Annotated in this window: 16 protein-coding genes; 11 read left to right on the top strand and 5 right to left on the bottom strand. The window is 64.4% G+C overall.

Features of this window, described 5'->3' with window-relative positions; genetic code table 11:
• Positions 1–27: 27 nt before the first annotated feature.
• Complete coding sequence (locus IVB27_RS21565; protein WP_247445240.1) at positions 28–453, bottom strand: PaaI family thioesterase; 426 nt, start codon at positions 451–453, stop codon at positions 28–30.
• A gap of 71 nt (positions 454–524) precedes the next feature.
• Between IVB27_RS21565 and IVB27_RS21560 the strand changes: the two genes are divergently transcribed.
• Both IVB27_RS21560 and IVB27_RS21555 read left to right on the top strand, forming a co-directional pair.
• Positions 525–1,151, top strand: coding sequence for an NUDIX hydrolase (locus IVB27_RS21560; RefSeq protein WP_247445239.1), 627 nt, complete (start codon positions 525–527; stop codon positions 1,149–1,151).
• 71 nt (positions 1,152–1,222) lie between these two features.
• Positions 1,223–2,437: a hypothetical protein gene (locus IVB27_RS21555; protein WP_247445238.1), complete on the top strand. Its 1,215-nt coding sequence runs from the start codon at positions 1,223–1,225 to the stop codon at positions 2,435–2,437.
• 145 nt (positions 2,438–2,582) lie between these two features.
• Here IVB27_RS21555 and IVB27_RS21550 read toward each other — a convergent pair whose 3' ends face one another.
• Positions 2,583–2,900 (bottom strand): hypothetical protein, encoded by a 318-nt coding sequence (locus IVB27_RS21550; RefSeq protein ID WP_247445462.1) that lies wholly within the window; start codon positions 2,898–2,900, stop codon positions 2,583–2,585.
• Positions 2,901–3,095: 195 nt separating this feature from the next.
• Here IVB27_RS21550 and IVB27_RS21545 point away from each other — a divergent pair, with 195 nt between their 5' ends.
• The 5 genes from IVB27_RS21545 (at position 3,096) to IVB27_RS21525 (ending at position 8,395) form a co-directional block, all read left to right on the top strand.
• Positions 3,096–3,575: a hypothetical protein gene (locus IVB27_RS21545; protein WP_247445237.1), complete on the top strand. Its 480-nt coding sequence runs from the start codon at positions 3,096–3,098 to the stop codon at positions 3,573–3,575.
• Between the two features lie 372 nt (positions 3,576–3,947).
• The gene (locus IVB27_RS21540; RefSeq protein WP_247351256.1) at positions 3,948–4,895 is read left to right on the top strand and encodes a TAXI family TRAP transporter solute-binding subunit; all 948 of its coding nucleotides are present in this window, start codon (positions 3,948–3,950) and stop codon (positions 4,893–4,895) included.
• Positions 4,896–5,087: 192 nt separating this feature from the next.
• Positions 5,088–7,196 carry a TRAP transporter permease gene (locus IVB27_RS21535; RefSeq protein WP_247445236.1) on the top strand — a complete coding sequence of 703 codons (2,109 nt, stop codon included), beginning with the start codon at positions 5,088–5,090 and terminating at the stop codon, positions 7,194–7,196.
• The gene (locus IVB27_RS21530) at positions 7,157–7,576 is read left to right on the top strand and encodes a DUF1850 domain-containing protein (protein WP_247445235.1); all 420 of its coding nucleotides are present in this window, start codon (positions 7,157–7,159) and stop codon (positions 7,574–7,576) included. Before IVB27_RS21535 ends, IVB27_RS21530 begins: the two co-directional genes overlap by 40 nt.
• A gap of 12 nt (positions 7,577–7,588) precedes the next feature.
• Positions 7,589–8,395: an SDR family NAD(P)-dependent oxidoreductase gene (locus IVB27_RS21525; protein ID WP_247445234.1), complete on the top strand. Its 807-nt coding sequence runs from the start codon at positions 7,589–7,591 to the stop codon at positions 8,393–8,395.
• Positions 8,396–8,443: 48 nt separating this feature from the next.
• On the opposite strand, the gene IVB27_RS21520 is transcribed toward IVB27_RS21525, so the two are convergent.
• Together IVB27_RS21520 and IVB27_RS21515 are read right to left on the bottom strand one after the other, a co-directional pair.
• Positions 8,444–9,214 carry a hypothetical protein gene (locus IVB27_RS21520; RefSeq protein ID WP_247445233.1) on the bottom strand — a complete coding sequence of 257 codons (771 nt, stop codon included), beginning with the start codon at positions 9,212–9,214 and terminating at the stop codon, positions 8,444–8,446.
• Positions 9,215–9,297: 83 nt separating this feature from the next.
• Positions 9,298–10,842, bottom strand: coding sequence for a cation:proton antiporter (locus tag IVB27_RS21515; protein ID WP_247445232.1), 1,545 nt, complete (start codon positions 10,840–10,842; stop codon positions 9,298–9,300).
• A gap of 127 nt (positions 10,843–10,969) precedes the next feature.
• On the opposite strand from IVB27_RS21515, the gene IVB27_RS21510 reads away from it, so the two are divergent.
• The 4 genes from IVB27_RS21510 (at position 10,970) to IVB27_RS21495 (ending at position 15,680) form a co-directional block, all read left to right on the top strand.
• A complete protein-coding gene (locus tag IVB27_RS21510; protein ID WP_247445230.1) occupies positions 10,970–11,728 on the top strand; it encodes a tetratricopeptide repeat protein in 759 nt (252 codons plus the stop codon).
• A 132-nt stretch (positions 11,729–11,860) separates the two neighbouring features.
• Entirely contained in the window at positions 11,861–13,246 is a 1,386-nt protein-coding gene (locus IVB27_RS21505) for a tetratricopeptide repeat protein (RefSeq protein ID WP_247445229.1), read from the top strand.
• A gap of 142 nt (positions 13,247–13,388) precedes the next feature.
• The gene (locus IVB27_RS21500) at positions 13,389–15,299 is read left to right on the top strand and encodes a propionyl-CoA synthetase (protein WP_247445228.1); all 1,911 of its coding nucleotides are present in this window, start codon (positions 13,389–13,391) and stop codon (positions 15,297–15,299) included.
• A gap of 111 nt (positions 15,300–15,410) precedes the next feature.
• The gene (locus IVB27_RS21495) at positions 15,411–15,680 is read left to right on the top strand and encodes a hypothetical protein (protein ID WP_247351234.1); all 270 of its coding nucleotides are present in this window, start codon (positions 15,411–15,413) and stop codon (positions 15,678–15,680) included.
• Between the two features lie 96 nt (positions 15,681–15,776).
• Here the strand turns inward: IVB27_RS21495 and IVB27_RS21490 are convergent, their stop codons facing one another.
• Entirely contained in the window at positions 15,777–16,472 is a 696-nt protein-coding gene (locus IVB27_RS21490; RefSeq protein ID WP_247445227.1) for a DUF1013 domain-containing protein, read from the bottom strand.
• Between the last annotated feature and the right edge of the window lie 92 nt (positions 16,473–16,564).

Genomic DNA, 16,564 nt, shown 5'->3' with positions numbered 1-16,564 from the left:
GCAGCGGTGGCGGCCTGATCAATCGATCTACCCCGGCCCCTTCAAAATCTTGAACACGCCATTTGCCATCACCACGCAACGGCTATCCACCGTCACCTCGGTGCTCATGAAGACGAGGCTGCGCGTCGAGCGCACCACGCGTGGGCGGGAAATCAGGATGTCGCCGATCTGGCCGGCTTCGACGAAAAGGGTGTCGAGTTGTACCGTCGCCATGAACTCCTTGCCGGAGACGTAGCGGGCGGTCATGCCGCAGGTGCGGTCCGCGAACGTCATCATCACGCCGCCCTGGACCATGCCGCGGCGGTTGTGGTGCTTGTCCTCGGTCGCAAGTGCGAATTCGTATTGGCCGTCGACCTTGCGCTCCCACAGGGGACCGATCAGGTGCATGAAGCCCGTGGTTTCCAGGATGGTCCAGCCGTCTGACTTGAGCCTTGCGGCCGTCTTGTTGGTCATGTCGTCGTCCATTCCTGCGCGGGCCTTGCGATCTCATTTCATCGGGGCCGAACGTGGTGTAGTCAAGCATCATGAAACCGTTCGACGATGCCACACGACGGAATATCGCGGCCGCTTGCGCGGCCTTCACGCGCCTGCCGGAGGACGAAGCGCCGGCGGCGTTGAAGTGTGCCGCAGTGGTGGTTGCGCTGACCGCGGCCAGCGAGAGCGATGACACGGCGTTGCTGCTCACGCTGCGTGCATCGCATCTGCGCGCTCATCGCGGCCAATGGGCCTTGCCCGGCGGACGCTGCGATGCCGGCGAGACGCCGGTCGAAGCGGCGCTACGCGAACTCGACGAGGAGCTTGGCCTCCGTCTCACCAGTGCAGAGGTACTCGGCACGCTCGACGATTATCCGACCCGCTCCGGCTATTTGATCACGCCCGTCGTGGTCTGGGCCGCCGACAGTGCTGCGATCAAACCAAATCCGGACGAGGTGGCTTCGGTTCACCGCATCGCTCTCGCGACGATCGAGCGCGACGACGCCTTCGATTTCGTCGCGATCCCCGAGAGCACGCGCCGTGTAATCCGCTTCCATCATCAGACGAGCCTGATCCACGCACCGACGGCGGCGCTGATCTACCAGTTCCGCGAAGTACTGGCGGGACGGCACACCCGCGTCACCGAGCTGGAACAGCCGGTATTCGCCTGGAAGTGATGCAAGAGACGAAAAAAGAGGTAAACGGCGCGTTAACGTGACGGTTACCGGCTAGCTGCTAAGAAGGCGGCATGCATCGATCGATTCGAAATGCCGTGAGGCTGGTTCCACTCGCGTTCGTCCTGCTCGCGCCCGCCGCGCGCGGTGGCGAATCCGACGCGCTGCCGCCGGCCGTCAGCAATGCCAGAGGCCAGCTCTTGTCGCAGTTCTTTGCGCAGGGTGGAGCGTCGCCGGCGGTGCTCGAATATCGCCGCAAGCTGCAGGAATATCAGGCGGCACGCGGCGCCTTCGATGAGGAGGCTGGCGCCTATTGGAGCCAGATCTCCGAGAAGCGTCGTGGCCGCAACGCCAAGCGGCGCAGCGGACAGCAGGTCACGCTAGAGGACTACGTGCTGGAGCATCCGCCGCTCTATAACGGGCCGAAGCGACCGGTGAATCCGGAGCCGGAGGAAACCCCGGACCGTCCCACCAGAAAGCCGATACCCGTGGTCGCCGATCTCTTGCGCGCGGCGCAGGAGCTCTACCAGTTCACGCCGCAACGGCCGTCCAGCGAAGTCGAGTTCAAGCGCGTCTATGCACGCTACGCGCTGGCCTCGGGGCTGACGCGCGAGCAGGCGGTGCGGGTCTATGCGTTCGAAACCGGCGGCACCGGCAATTACGACGTGCAGGCGGGCATCGAGCATGGCGGCAAGCGCGCGATCTCGACCGCGATGGGATACAACCAGTTGCTGACCACAAACAGCGTCGAGCTGCTGGCCGAGCAGGGCCATGAACTCATCCGCGCGCTCTCCGACAAGGTAGCGCGGACCTCGGGACCGGCGCGCCAGTCGCTCGAGCACAAGCTCACGGTTCTGAAGAAAATGGTGGCGCATGCCAAGTCGGTGCCCGACTCCTGGTCGGAGCACGAGAAGATCGGCAACACCGCGCAAGGCTGGGCCATGCATGCCATGGTGCTCGACATCGATATCGGGCCGATGCTGCAGACCCACAAGCTGCTCACCTCGGTGCTGTTCGCGCGCACCAAGGGGTACAGCCGTCCGCTCACTGCCGCCGAGCTCGAGATGATGAACCTCACCGGCGACGGCACCGGCCTCGACATGGTGACGATGCCGCAGGCGATGCGCGAGCAGGTGCCGACCTCGAACTTCTTCCAGCGCGGCGGCTACGAGCGCAACCCGGTCGCGATCCGCCACAACACGGTGGCGAAGCTGCTGGCGGTGACGGATACGCGGATGGACAGCAACAGCAACAATGCCGGCGCGCGGGAGCTGGCGGGGGCGTTTTAGCTGGCGTCAGAACAGGTCGATGTCATGCCCCGGCTCGACCGGGGCATCCAGTACGCCGCGGCTTCGCCGTATCCCATCACGGCCTCTGGAATACTGGATCACCCGCTTTCGCGGGTGACGACACCGAGTAGGTAACGCGCCGCCCCTACTGATCCGCCCCGAACTTGAACTTGCCGTCGCCTTCCAGATAAGGGCCGCTGCGCATATAGAGCTGGCCGTTGTGGCCGATGAAGAACAGCGTGCCCTTCGGCACCTTCTTGGCACCCTTCAGAAGTTCGCCGGCATTGCTGGTGCCCATCTTGTAGGAGAAGGTCTTGCCTTCCTTGTCATAAGCATAGCCCGTGTCGGGCTTCAGCTCCCACGGCGTGGCCGCGGTCTGCGCCGATGTGGGAGCCGCGAACGTACCGAGCACTGCTACGAGTGCAGCCGAAACAAGTGCAAATGTCTTCTTTGAAAATATCATCATCCATCCTCCCCGCCATTGGGGTTGCCCGTCTTGAACAAATCACGAACGGCATTTACAGGTCAACCTGCGTAAGTGCCGCAGCGCATCACGTCTTGCCCAGCAGTTTGTGATTTTCCCATCGTCCCCGCGCGACTATGTTCCGCTTTCCGTCTAGAACGCAATTCGACAAAATATTGGGTAGGGATGATTCGGATGCACCATGTCGTTAAAGCCTGCTGGGCCGCCGCGCTGCTGCTGACGGCGCTGGCGCCGGCCGCCCGGGCCGATGACTACCAGCTCAGCCACAACCAGCGGATTTCGTGCAGCCGCGGCCTGGCCCCGGGCAAGCTCAACACTGCGACCTGCAAGTCCTACACCTACCTCTTCAATACCAAGACCTCGGAATATTTCCGCTGCCAGGTCTCGCTGGCGCTGACCCGCGACAACAAGGAAGTCATCAACGTCCAGACCGACGGCGGCTGCACCAAGAAGCCGCGCGTCTTCGAGACCGACGGCCATTACGATTTCGACGCGACCGAGACCGAGCCGCCGAACACCAATTCGTTCTTCGGCCCCGGCGGCTACTCGGTCTGGGCTGCCGACGTCAGCGCGCAGAAGGTCCGCGGCTGCATCATCATCTCCTCCGGCCTCGGCTCCGACATCTCCAAGTGCCTGGACATGACCTTCCAATGAGGGTTTGCCAGTAAGGGCTTGCCAGTGAAGGCTTGCCAGTGACGGTGCGCTCCCTCCCCGCTTGCGACCCCGCTTGCGGGGGAGGTTGGGGAGAGGGTGTATCCGCAATGGGATAGTCCCAGAGGAGAAAGCCCTCACCCGGCGCATCGCGCCGATCTCTCCCGTACGCGGGAGAGGTTGCACCGAGCCTGCTGCGTGAGTGATTGATCCCACGTAAGCGCGCCTGGCTGCGCCACCTCGCCGCACCTGCCCGGTTCCCCAAAAATCAAGCCAGGACAGCCATTTACCGCAGTCCTGTTTTGACTTTTGGATAGGTTGACCCGCTCCCCTCATCCGGCCAACTTCCCGGCCGGTTTGGGGAGTGGAAAGATCATGAAACGAACGATTTTCGGCGTGGCCGCGGCTCTTGCTCTGGCGGCGTCGGCACCTTGCGCGCAGGCGCAATCCTTCATCAACGTGCTGACCGGGGGTACCTCCGGCGTCTACTACCCGCTCGGGGTTGCGATCGGGAAGATCTACGGCGACAAGATTCCGAACGTGAAGACGCAGGTGCAGGCCACCAAGGCGTCGGTCGAGAACCTGATCCTGCTCCAGCAGGGCCGCGGCGAGCTGGCGTTCACGCTCGGCGACTCGCTGAAAGCCGCCTGGGACGGCGAGGAGGAGGCGGGCTTCAAGACCAAGCTCGACAAGCTCAGGACCATCGGCGCGATCTATCCGAACTACATCCAGATCGTCGCGACTGCCGAGAGCGGCATCAAGACGCTGGCGGACCTCAAGGGCAAGAGCCTGTCGGTTGGCGCGCCGAAATCGGGCACGGAGCTCAATTCGCGCGCGATCCTGGCGGCGGCCGGCATGAGCTACAAGGATCTCGGCAAGGTCGAGTATCTGCCGTTTGCCGAATCCGTCGATCTCATGAAGAACCGCCAGCTCGGCGCGACGCTGCAATCGGCCGGCCTCGGCGTGGCCTCGCTGAAGGATCTCTCGACCTCGAGCCCGATCACGGTGGTGTCGGTGCCGAAGGAGACCGTCGACAAGATCGGCCTGCCCTTCATCGCGGCGACCATTCCCGCCAACACCTACACCGGGCAGGACAAGGACGTGCCGACCGCGGCCGTGGTCAACTATCTCGTCACCAGCTCGGCGGTGTCGGACGATCTCGCCTATCAGATGACAAAACTGGTCTACGAGTCGTTGCCCGAGCTCGCCAATGCGCATGCGGCCGGCAAGGAGATCAAGCTCGAGACGGCGGCCAGCGGCAGCCCGGTTCCGCTGCATCCCGGCGCGATCCGCTATTACAAGGAAAAAGGGCTGATCAAGTAAGGTCGGCCCTCATTATCGGACGTCATGGCCGGGGCAAAGCGCGAAGCGCGTCTTCGCGCAGATGTCCCGGCCGTCCACGTTCTAAGGCCAGGCGAGAAAGATCGTGGATGCCCGGGACAAGCCCGGGCATAACGTATTCAGGATGCAGCGCGAATGCTGTAGGAACGCCCGATCGGGGGCGGGGACATATCGATGTTGCAGGCAGAGGGCACCGCGGCGCCCATCAAGGTCGAGTTCGACAATTTCGAGCACGGTTTCCCGGAAGGCTTTGGCCCTGGCTGGTGGGGCACACTCGCCTATTGGATCGGCATCGCGTTCGCCACGTTCCAGCTCTATGTCGCCGCCTTCAATTATCTCCCGAGCCAGGTGGTGCGCGGCGTCCATGTCGGTTTCCTCGTTCTTCTCACCTTCGGCCTGATCGCAAACTTCACCGCGAAGAGCGCCGCCGGACGCGCGCTCGGCTGGGTGATCGGCGGCGCGGGTTTCTTCTGCGGCCTCTACCAGTGGATTTTTTATGCGGACTTGATTGCGCGCGACGGCGATCCGACCCGCCTCGATCTCGCCGTCGGCACGCTGCTTGCGGTGCTGATTTTCGAGGGCACGCGACGCCTGATGGGGCCGGCGCTACCGCTGATGTGCGGCGCCTGTCTCGTCTATTGGTTCTTCGGGCAATATCTGCCGTCGCCGCTCAACCATCGCGGCTATGATTTCGACCAGATCGTCACGCATCTGTCGTTCGGCACCGAAGGTTTTTACGGCGTGCCGATCTACGTCTCGGCGACCTACATCTTCCTGTTCATCCTGTTCGGCTCGTTCCTGGAGCGCGCCGGCATGATCCAGCTCTTCACCGACGTCTCGCTCGGCCTGTTCGGCCGTACCCGCGGGGGACCTGCCAAGGTCGCGGTGTTCGCCTCGGGCATGATGGGCACGATCTCCGGCTCCGGCGTCGCCAACGTCGTCACCGTCGGCCAGTTCACGATTCCGCTGATGATCAGGTTCGGCTATCGCCGCGCGTTCGCGGCCGGCGTCGAGGCGACAGCCTCGATGGGCGGGCAGATCATGCCGCCGGTAATGGGCGCGGTCGCCTTCATCATGGCGGAGACGCTCGGCGTCCAATATTCGGAGATCGTGAAAGCGGCGGCGATTCCCGCGATGCTCTATTTCGCCTCCGCCTTCTGGATGGTGCATCTGGAAGCCGGCAAGCACGGCCTCACCGGCATGAAGAAATCGGAGACCCCGAGCGCCTGGAAGGCGCTGGTGAAGGGTTGGTACCTCGTGCTGCCGCTCGCAGCCCTCGTCTACATGCTGTTCGAAGGCTTTACGCCGCTCTATGCCGGTAGCATGGGCCTTGCGCTCACAGTGGGGCTGATCCTTGGCACCGCCATCACGACGGGCGCGTCTTCGATGGCGATCCGCAGCATCTTCTGGATCGGGCTCGCGCTCGTTGTTGCCGCGCTGTCGCGTGACGGCCTTCAGATCGTGCCGGTCGCAGGCGTCGTCGTCGCGTTGATCGTGATCACTGCGTTCGTGCGCGGCGGATTTTCCGCCCTGCGCGCCTGCCGCGATGCGCTGGCTGAAAGCGCGAAATCCGCCATCACCGTCGGCATGGCCTGCGCCATCGTCGGCGTCATCATCGGCATGATGTCGCAGACCGGCGTCGGCACCATCTTCGGCGGCTGGGTGATCGGCCTCGGCGAGAAGAGCCTGTTCCTGGCGCTGATCATGACCATGCTGCTGTCGATCCTGCTCGGCACCGGCATCCCGACCATCCCGACCTACATCATTACGGCAGCGCTCGCGGCGCCCGCGCTGGCGAAACTCGGCGTTCCCCTGATCGCGAGCCACATGTTCGCGTTCTACTACGGCATCATGGCCGACCTCTCGCCGCCGGTGGCGCTTGCGGCGTTAGCCGCGGCACCGATCGCGAAGGAGAATCCCGACAAGATCGGCTGGGAGGCGATGCGCATCGCGCTCGCCGGCTACGTCATCCCGTTCGTCTTCGTCTATTCGCCGGCGCTGATGCTGCAGGCCGGCGATCCCATGGCGGCCAGGCTCGGCTTCTACGGCGCGGTGGCGCTGGCGACCTTCAAGGCGCTGGTGGCGATCGCGCTGTTCGGCATGGTCGCGATCGGCTTCCTGTTCACGCGCCTGACGTTCCTCGAACGTTTGGTCGCGCTCGGTGCAGCGCTCTGCCTGCTCGGCGACTTCCCGTTCAGTGATACCGCGGGCTTCCTGCTCTCCGCGGCGATCGTACTGTGGCAGTGGCGGCAGCGTCCGCCGGCGCCGGTCGAGGCGATGTGAGCCTCTGCTTCGCCACAGCCTCAGGCGTGAAGGCGCTGGCGCTGTCCGCCTTCACGCTGGTGTGGACACATTCGATCGCGAAGGTCGATTGGCAGGAAGACTGGCGCGTCACCCCGGCGGGGCTCGAACTGGTGCAGGCGCGGGTGAAGGGCACCGGACCCGGCATGGAGCCGCCGCCCGAGGCGCGGCTCGTCGACGGCTGGTTTCAGTGGAGGCCTGCGCGCGCGCCGATGCCGGAGGTCGTGCTGGGCAATTCCGGCGCGGCTGGCGAATGGCGGCTTTGCCATGACGGTAAGTGCCAGACGTTATCGGAGATTGTCGGGCATCCGATCGGTGCTAACGTCACGAAGATGAGCATGTGCGAAGAACAAGAGAAATAAGGGAGACACGCGATGGACCGGCTCAAGGGCAAGGTTGCGATGGTGGTGGGCGCCGGCTCGATCGGGCCGGGCTGGGGCAACGGCAAGGCCACCGCGTTCACCTTTGCGCGCGAGGGCGCGCAGGTGTTTTGCGTCGATCGCAACGGTGCGGCCGCTGAAGAGACCGCGAAGATCATCACGGACGAAGGCGGCAAGGCGACCGCGTTCACGGCCGACGTCTCGCGCGCCAGCGAGATCGAGTCGATGGTTGCGGCATGCCTCAAGGCACACGGCCGCATCGACGTGCTCGACAACAATGTTGGCATCGCCGAGATGGGCAGCGTCGTCGAGGTGACCGAGGAGAGCTGGGACCGCGTCTTCACCGTGAACCTCAAGAGCGCCTATCTCGCCATGAAGCACGTCATCCCCGTGATGGTGAAGCAGGGCGGCGGCTCGATCATCAACATCTCCTCGATCGCATCGATCCGCCATGTCGGGATTTCTTATATCAGCTACAACGTCAGCAAAGCGGCGATGAACCAGTTGACGCGATCCACCGCGATCGAGTTCGCGAAGAACCATGTGCGCGTGAATGCAATCCTGCCCGGCCTGATGAAGACGCCGATGGTGGAACATTCCGCAGGCCTTGCGAAAAGCTACGCCAAGGGCGATGTCGAGGCGATGTGGCGCGCCCGCGATGCGCAGGTGCCGATGGGCCACATGGGCGAGGCCTGGGACGTCGCCAACGCCGCGCTGTTCCTGGCGTCGGACGAAGCGAAATATGTGACGGGGATCGAGCTGGTGGTGGACGGCGGGATCACGTGCAAGGCGGGGGCGTAGCTCCCTTCCTCGTCGCCCTGGCTTGCGCCAGGACGACAGCCCGGGCCCTTACTGCGCCAGCGCCAGAATCCCGCCGGCAAACGAATGCCACGCCGCAGTCTCGCTGATCGGCCAGTTCAGCACCTTCACCGCCAGCATCGCGAGCGTACCGTAGATGTACACCGGATGCACGCGGCCTTCGGTGCGCCAGTCGCGTACCATGGCGACGACGAGCAGCAGCGAAGCGACCACGGCCGGCGCGATGGTAACGGGCACCGGCGGCGGCCCGGGCGGTCCCGGAGGCGCAAGGAAGGTGAGAAACCAGCGCGCGATCGCCGCATCGAGGATGGAGACCGCGGCTAGCAGCATCAGGCGTTTGTGAATCTCGGGCTTTCGCGTGTTCATGATCGCGAGCATGAACACCACTGCGAAGAACGCGATCCCGCTCATCGGCACGATCGAGAAGGCGATGCCGGCCCCTTTCTGTCCGAGCGCGGCGGAATGCTGCATCACATGCACCGATGCGAGGAAGCCGAAGATCGTCATCGCGGTCGCGAGCGAAACGCCGGCGATGCCGATCGCGCGGTGATTGAGCACGCGGCCTGAGGCCGCGAGCCAGGCCTGGATCACGAAATAGAGAGACCAGGTGAAGAACAAGAGACCGTGAAAATGAATCACGGGGCTTGCGGACAATGTCCGTTGCGCGAGCGGCACAAAATAGGTCGGTGCGAAGCCGAGAAAAGCGGTGGCCGCGCAGGCCAGTGCCATGTGGAGATAAAAATATCGTGCGGGCGACGCATCTCGCGCGCGCACACGACGGTCGTCGATTAGGGTCGTCATCTGGAATGAGTCTGAAGAGGCGCGGTTTGGTTCAAGCCCCTGGCCACCTGTGCAGGCGGGGCGGATGTCAGGGGCGACAGGATTTAACCCCCCGCGCTCAATTCTGCGCGATCGAGCTCTTCCTCGATCCGATGAAATGCATCGTCGCCGATTACTTCGGTGGCGCGGAGGTCGAAGATCGACTTTCGCGCGGCCGCGATACCCCGGCGGCGCAGGGGATCGGCGGGCAATTCGCCGTTGGCGACACCGCCGTTCGGATCGTCGTCCGTCTGCATCAGGATGGCGCGATATTCGAGCCGCAGGATTTCAGCCTCCTCCGACGGATCGTCCTCGATCGCGTCGAGCGCCGCGCGATAGGCGATGGCGCGGGCGCGCGCGACCTCGATGCCGACGGGATCGTCGTCCTTGAGGTCGAACGCCAGGATCAGCGGCCGCAGCGTCAGGCCCTGCACGACCAGCGTGCCGAGCACGACCGCAAACGCCGAAAAGACGATGAAGTCGCGATAGGGAAAGTTTTCCGGCAGGGCAAAGGCGGTCGCGAGCGTGACGAGACCGCGCATGCCGCACCAGGAGACGATGAGGCCGCCCTTGGGCGAGGCGACCTGCTTCGGATCCTTTGGGTGATAGACCCCGTGCGCGATCAGTGCGCGCAGCGTCGTGCGGTAGAATGTGATCCAGGCGAGCCGCACCAGCACCACCGTGAGCAGGATCCAGGCCGCGGCCACGCAATACTCCCAGCGCACGTCCGCATTGAGCCGCGTCCAGATCGGCCGCATCTGCATGCCGATCAGCATGAAGGCGAGCACGTTGAGCACGAACACCATGGTCTCCCACACCGCATAGGACGGCACCCGCAGCCGCGCCGGCATGCGTGCCCCCGCCGTGCGCGCGATGGTGATGCCGTAGACCACGATGGTGAGGATGCCGGAAAGGCCGAGATGCTCGGCGGCAATCCAGACCATGAAGGTGGTGGCGAACTGCACGATGATCGCGCTCGGCGCTTCCTTTACCCGTTCCATGAACAGCGGGATGATGCGGCCTGCGACCAATCCCGCGATGACGCTGCCGACCAGCGCCAGCGCCATGGTCGGCGCGACCTGGCTCCATGCCAGATGCTCCGTGGCGACCGCGCCGACCGCGATGCGATAGATCAAGAGCGCGGTCGCGTCGTTGAGCAGGCTCTCGCCTTCCAGAACCTTGACCATCCGATAGGGCAACTTCACCTGGCTCAGGATTGCGACCGCGGCGGCAGCATCCGGCGGGGCCACGATGGCGCCGAGCGCAACCGCGGCGGCCCAGGGCATGTCCGGCATCAGCCGGTGCGCAACGTAGGCCACGCCGGCTGTGGTCAGGCCGACGGCGGCGACGACCAGGGTGGAGACCGGAACCCAATTGTTGCGGAGATCGCGCAGCGAGGTGTCGAAGGCGGCATCGAGCAGGACCGGTGCGACAAAAAGAGCCAATGCCAGGTCGGGCTCCAGCGTCCAGGACGGGCTCGACGGCACAAAGGCGATCAGCGCGCCACCGATCGCGAGAAAGGTCGGGTAGGGGACCTTGATCCGCCGCGCCAGCGCCGATAATGCAACGGCGCCGAGCAGAAGCACGATGATCCATTCGAATGTCGACACGTTGATGCCCGAACCCGATTGAGCGGCGCCACAAGCTAGCACCAATCCGGCCGTATGATGGATAGTGCGGCCCCGAGGCAAGACCTTAACCCGGACCTTAACTCAGGCCTTTCCGATTGTGACGAGCATGCGTTTTCTCATTCAATGGTCCGGCGCCGGGTTGCTCTTTGCGCTCTCGTTCGCCGCGGCTCATGCCGCGACCGGCGGCGAACCGGCCGCGGTCCCGCAGGTCGACGTCGCGCCGTGCCTTGCTGCTGCAGCGGCCGACGACATCGACAAGGCCGCCACGGCCTGCGCCGCCGTGATCGACAACGAGAAGGCGGCAAAAGGCGACCTGATCAAGGCGCTGATCGCGCGCGGCGGGCTTTATGCACGGCACGACCAGGTCGACCGCGCGATCGCCGACGACAGCCGCGCTGTTCTGCTTGATTCCGGCCTCGCCGATATCTTCAACGCGCGCGGCGAGCTCTGGCTGAGGAAGGGCGACAAGCCCAAGGCGGTGCAGGATTTCGGCGCAGCGCTGAAGATCGATCCGAACCACGAGAAGGCCAAGGTCAATCACAAGGCGATGGCGCGCGAGATCGAGCGGATCGGCGCGCAGATGGCGGTCGCAGGCAAGCCCAGCTTCAGTTGCAAGGGTGCGCGCCGCCCCGTCGAGAAGGCGATCTGCGCCAACCGCGAGCTCGCCGATCTCGACCGCGAGGTTTTTGCCTCCAATGCCCGTGTGCTCCGCGAGGCCCGCAATGCGGGCGAAGCGAAGGCGCTTCAGCGCGAGCAGGACGATTTCATTGCCCGCCGCAATGCCGGATATGGCCGGCCCGGCTACGATCTGAAGAAGGCGATGCAGGAGCGGCTGCTGCGGCTGAACGGGGTGGATGGCTATTGAGGCTCCTCGTCTGCCGCCTCAAGGGCGGGGCGAGGGAGGGAGGGGTCGGTGCGCCCCTGACACGCCCGATTTGAACCGATTCTTTGGCCGCCGCGACAATGGTGAAAGCCTGATGTCTCGGAGCCCTATGCCATGTGCGGTACGCATCTTTCCGCGCAAATGTTCTCGTTTGCAAAAATCTCGCTTCGCTCCTTCCTGCTCAGCGCGGCAATGAGCGTCGTCCTCGTCGCTCCTGCCTTGGCCGGCGTCGATTGCGTGATGGGGAGCAAGGCCGCTCCGGCCGAGCTGATCCCGGCATGCAGCGCCATCATCGACCAGGCCTCAAATCCATCCTCCGATCGCGCCGCGGCATTGCTGGTGCGCGCCGACGCCAATGCGCGGACCTCGGGCGGCGTCACGCAGGCGCTGAGGGATATCGACCGCGCCATCGCGCTCGAGGGCCGAAATGCAAAAGCCTGGCGCCTGCGCGGCGATCTCCTGCTCGAGGCCGGCGGCGATCTCAACCGCGCCGCGGCGGATCTCAGCAAGGCCATCGAGCTCGATCCGCAGGATGCGGAGTCTTACGAGCTGCGCGGCGTGGTCTACACCAACCAGCGCCGGCTCGACCGCGCGCTTACCGATTACGATCAGGCGATCAAGCTGAAGCCTGACAATGCGCAGACCTGGTCCGACCGCGGCGTGACCTACTATCTCGGCGGCGACAACGACAAGGCGATTCGCGATCTCAGCGAGGCGTTGCGGCTCGATCCGAACCGGCCGCGCAGCTACACCAATCGTGGCGCCGCCTACAAGAAGCTCGGCCAGCTCGACAAGGCGGTTGCCGACGACGGCGAGGCGATCAGGCTCGATCCGAAGGTGCCCGAATATTACGACAATCGCGGCCTGTCGCTGGCCGCGATGGGCGAGTACGACAAGGCGATTGCCGATTACGATCAGGCGCTGCGGCTGGCACCGCGGCCGAATTTCTTCACCAATCGCGGCGATTCCTACCATCTCAAGGGCGAGCTTGGTGCTGCGCTCAGCGATTACGAGGCCGCGCTGAAACTCGACCCGAATTTCGCGCAGACCTACAACAACCGCGCCGTGCTCTACAAGAAGATGGGCGAGCGCAAGAAGGCGCTGGCCGATTACGAGACCGCGCTACGGCTCGATCCCGGCAACGACAATGCCGCCAGCGGCCGCCGAACCATGATCGCGGAGATCGCGAAATTCGGCGTCGAGCCGCTGCGGCCGCTCGCGGCGAATTCCGGCAATGGCCCGTCGTTCGATTGTGCCACGGCGAAGCGCGAGGTCGAGAAGATGATCTGCGCCGATCCACAGTTGGGCGTGCTCGACCGCCAGATTGCCGAGACCTACGAACGCGTATTGAAGTCGGCCGGCTCCCGCTCGGCCGGCGACCTCCGCCGCACCCAGCGGGATTTCCTCGCCACCCGCAATACGAGCTTCCGCCGGCCGGGCTATGACCTGAGAAAGGTCATGCAGGAGCGGTTACAGCGGCTGAATGCGATGGATAGCTGAGCACCGTTCTTTCAGCTTGAACCGCGGCCCGTTCCCGGGAAAATACCCCCCAAACAAGCCCGGTACTTGATCCCTGTCATGGCGGGACGTTTGTCCCGCCAAAGGTCAAGGCCAGGCGAATAAAGGGAACGGGAGCGCAAGCATGAATGTCCAGGGGAAAAGCAGCTATCACGACGTCTATGCGCGCTCGCTGGCCGACCCTGAGGGCTTTTGGGCCGAGGCGGCGAAGGAGATCGACTGGATCGAGCCGCCGAAGGCGATCTTCGATGCTTCGCAGGGCGTCTACGGCCGCTGGTTCAGCGGCGGCTTGGTTAACACCTGCTACAATGCGCTCGACCGCCATGTCGCGAGCGGCCGCGCCGGCCAGGTCGCGCTGATCCATGATTCGCCGCTGACCAACACGGTCACCAGGTTCACCTATGCTGAACTGCTGGCCGAGGTGCAGGCGCTCGCCGCCATCATGCAGGATTTTGGTGTCGCCAAGGGCGATCGCGTCATCCTCTATATGCCGATGGTACCGGAGGCCGTCGTTGCGATGCTCGCCTGCGCGCGCATCGGCGCGGTGCACTCCGTGGTGTTCGGCGGCTTTGCCGCGAAGGAGCTCGCCAGCCGCATCGACGATGCGCAGCCAAAGTTGATTCTGTCGGCGAGCTGCGGCATCGAGCCCGGGCGCATCGTGCAGTACAAGCCGCTGCTCGACGAGGCGATCAGGCTTGCAGGTGTGAAGCCGAAGGCCTGCATCGTGCTGCAACGTTCGCACTTCATCTGCGACCTGACGCCAGGACGCGACTACGACTGGGCGGCCCTGCGCCGCAAGGCGATGAACGACGGCAAGAAGGCGCCGTGCGTGCCCGTCGCGGCCACCGATCCGCTCTACATCCTCTATACGTCAGGCACGACCGGCATTCCCAAGGGCGTCGTGCGCGACAATGGCGGCCATCTCGTCGCGCTAAAATGGTCCATGTTCAACCTCTATGGCGTCAAGCCGGGCGAGGTCTGGTGGTGCGGCTCCGACATCGGCTGGGTGGTCGGCCACAGCTACATCGTCTACGGTCCGCTGCTGCACGGCGCGACCTCGATCATGTACGAGGGCAAGCCGGTCGGCACGCCCGATGCGGGGGCATTCTGGCGCGTGATCAGCGAGCACAAGGCGGTCGCCTTTTTCACCGCGCCGACCGCGTTCCGCGCGATCCGCAAAGATGATCCGGAAGGAAAATTCATCCGGCAATACGACCTCTCGACATTCCGCACGCTGTTCCTCGCCGGCGAGCGCGCCGATCCGCCGACGGTGGAATGGGCGGAGCAGCAGTTGAAAGTGCCTGTCATCGACCATTGGTGGCAGACGGAGACGGGCTGGTGCATCGCCGGCAATCCGGTGGGGCTCGGCATGCTGCCGGTGAAGCACGGCTCACCGACGGTCCCGATGCCGGGCTATCAGGTCGACGTGGTCGACGAGGCCGCAAAGCCGGTCGGCCCCAACACCATGGGATCGATCGTCATCAAGCTGCCGATGCCGCCGGCCTGCCTGCCGACGCTGTGGAATCAGGACGAACGATTCAAGGAAGCCTATCTCACCGAATTTCCCGGCTACTACAAAACTTCGGATGCCGGCTACAAGGATCAGGACGGCTATGTCTTCGTCATGGGCCGCACCGACGACATCATCAACGTCGCCGGCCATCGGCTCTCGACCGGCGGCATGGAGGAGATTTTGGCTTCGCATGCCGATGTCGCCGAATGCGCCGTGCTCGGCGTCAAGGATGCGATCAAGGGCGAGGTACCCTGCGGCTTCCTGGTGCTCAAGGCTGGCGTGAAGCGGGCTCCCGCCGAGATCGAGAAAGAGATCGTCGCGCTGGTGCGCGACAAGCTCGGTCCCGTCGCCGCGTTCAAGCTCGCCATCATTGTCGGCCGCTTGCCCAAGACGCGCTCGGGCAAGATTTTGCGCGGCACCATCAAGAAGATCGCTGATGGCGAGACCTGGACGGTGCCAGCGACGATCGAGGACCCCAAGGTGCTCGACGAGATCGGGGAGGCGCTGAAGGGGAGGGTGTGAGCTCCGTCGTCATTACGGGTTCGGTCCTGCGGACCGCTCCGGAATGACGGTGCAAACGACTTACAATCTCCTCATTCCGCGCTAAACAAGGCCGGCCAATAAGGATCTCGTATGCCACTCGCCGCCACGCCGCGCCTGCTTGCAGCTGTCCTGCTCGCCATCGCCCTCTCCGCTTGCTCCGCGCGCTACCAGACGCCGGTGGCGATGGGCGGCGACGATGACGACGCGGTCTGCCAGAGCCGTGGCAATGCGCTGGGCTCGCCCGAATACGTGGCCTGCCGCAAGGACCGCGACGTCCAGCGCAGCGCCGCGACCACCCGGGCCGACCGTCGCCAGCGCGACCTCGGCGAATACATGCTGAACCATCCGGACCGGCCGTAGAGGCTGCTTCCACCTGTTCCGTCCTTGCGTCACACTAAAAAAACGCGGCGGGTTTTCCCGCCGCGTTTGCATTCGATGACGACTGAAGACGAAGGATTACTCCCCATCTTCCTCCTGCTTCTTGCCGCCAAGCGTCTTGAGCTTGGCGAACACGGCGTCGACGTTGAGGTCGTCGCTGGATTTCTCCGCCGGCTCGAACTCGTCCTTCTTGGTGGTCTCGGAGGCCGGCAGCAGGGTTGCGCCGCCATAGGCTGCGTCGATCGGCTTTTCCTTGGCGGCGCGCGCGACCTCGAAATCGAGTTCGATCTGCGAGCAGAGACCGAGGGTCACGGGGTCGATGGGGGTCAGCGACGAGGTATTCCAGTGGGTGCGGTCGCGGACGCTGGCGATCGTGCTCTTGGTGGTACCAACCAGGCGCATGATCTGGGCGTCCTTGAGTTCGGCATGGTTGCGCAGCAGCCAGAGAATGGCGCTCGGGCGCTCGTGGCGGCGCGAGACCGGGGTGTATCGCGGACCCTTGCGCTTGGGCTGCGGTGGCAGCACCACCTTGCTCTCCTGGAGGCGGAGCCGGTAGTCCGGGCTTCTCTCGCCCTTCTCGATCTCCTCGCGGGTCAGCTGGCCGTTGGAGAGGGGATCCATGCCCTTGATGCCCTGCGCCGCGTCGCCGTCGGCGATCGCGCGCACCTCAAGGGGGTGCATTTTGGTGAAATCGGCGACCTGGTCGAAGGTCAGCGCGGTGTTGTCGAGCAGCCAAACGGCGGTCGCCTTGGGCATCAGCGGTGCGTTGCTCATGGCAAATCTCCTTTGTGCTTCGCCCACCCCTTTTGGAGGCGAAACCGGTGGTCATCAGCGATGACTGGGAATTCGGGCTATATAAGCCCGGA

It is taken from the genome of Bradyrhizobium sp. 197 (assembly GCF_023073375.1).
Classification (GTDB): Bacteria; Pseudomonadota; Alphaproteobacteria; order Rhizobiales; family Xanthobacteraceae; genus Bradyrhizobium.
The sequence above is the reverse complement of the archived record's forward strand: the minus strand, read 5'-3'. Positions and strand labels throughout refer to the sequence as shown.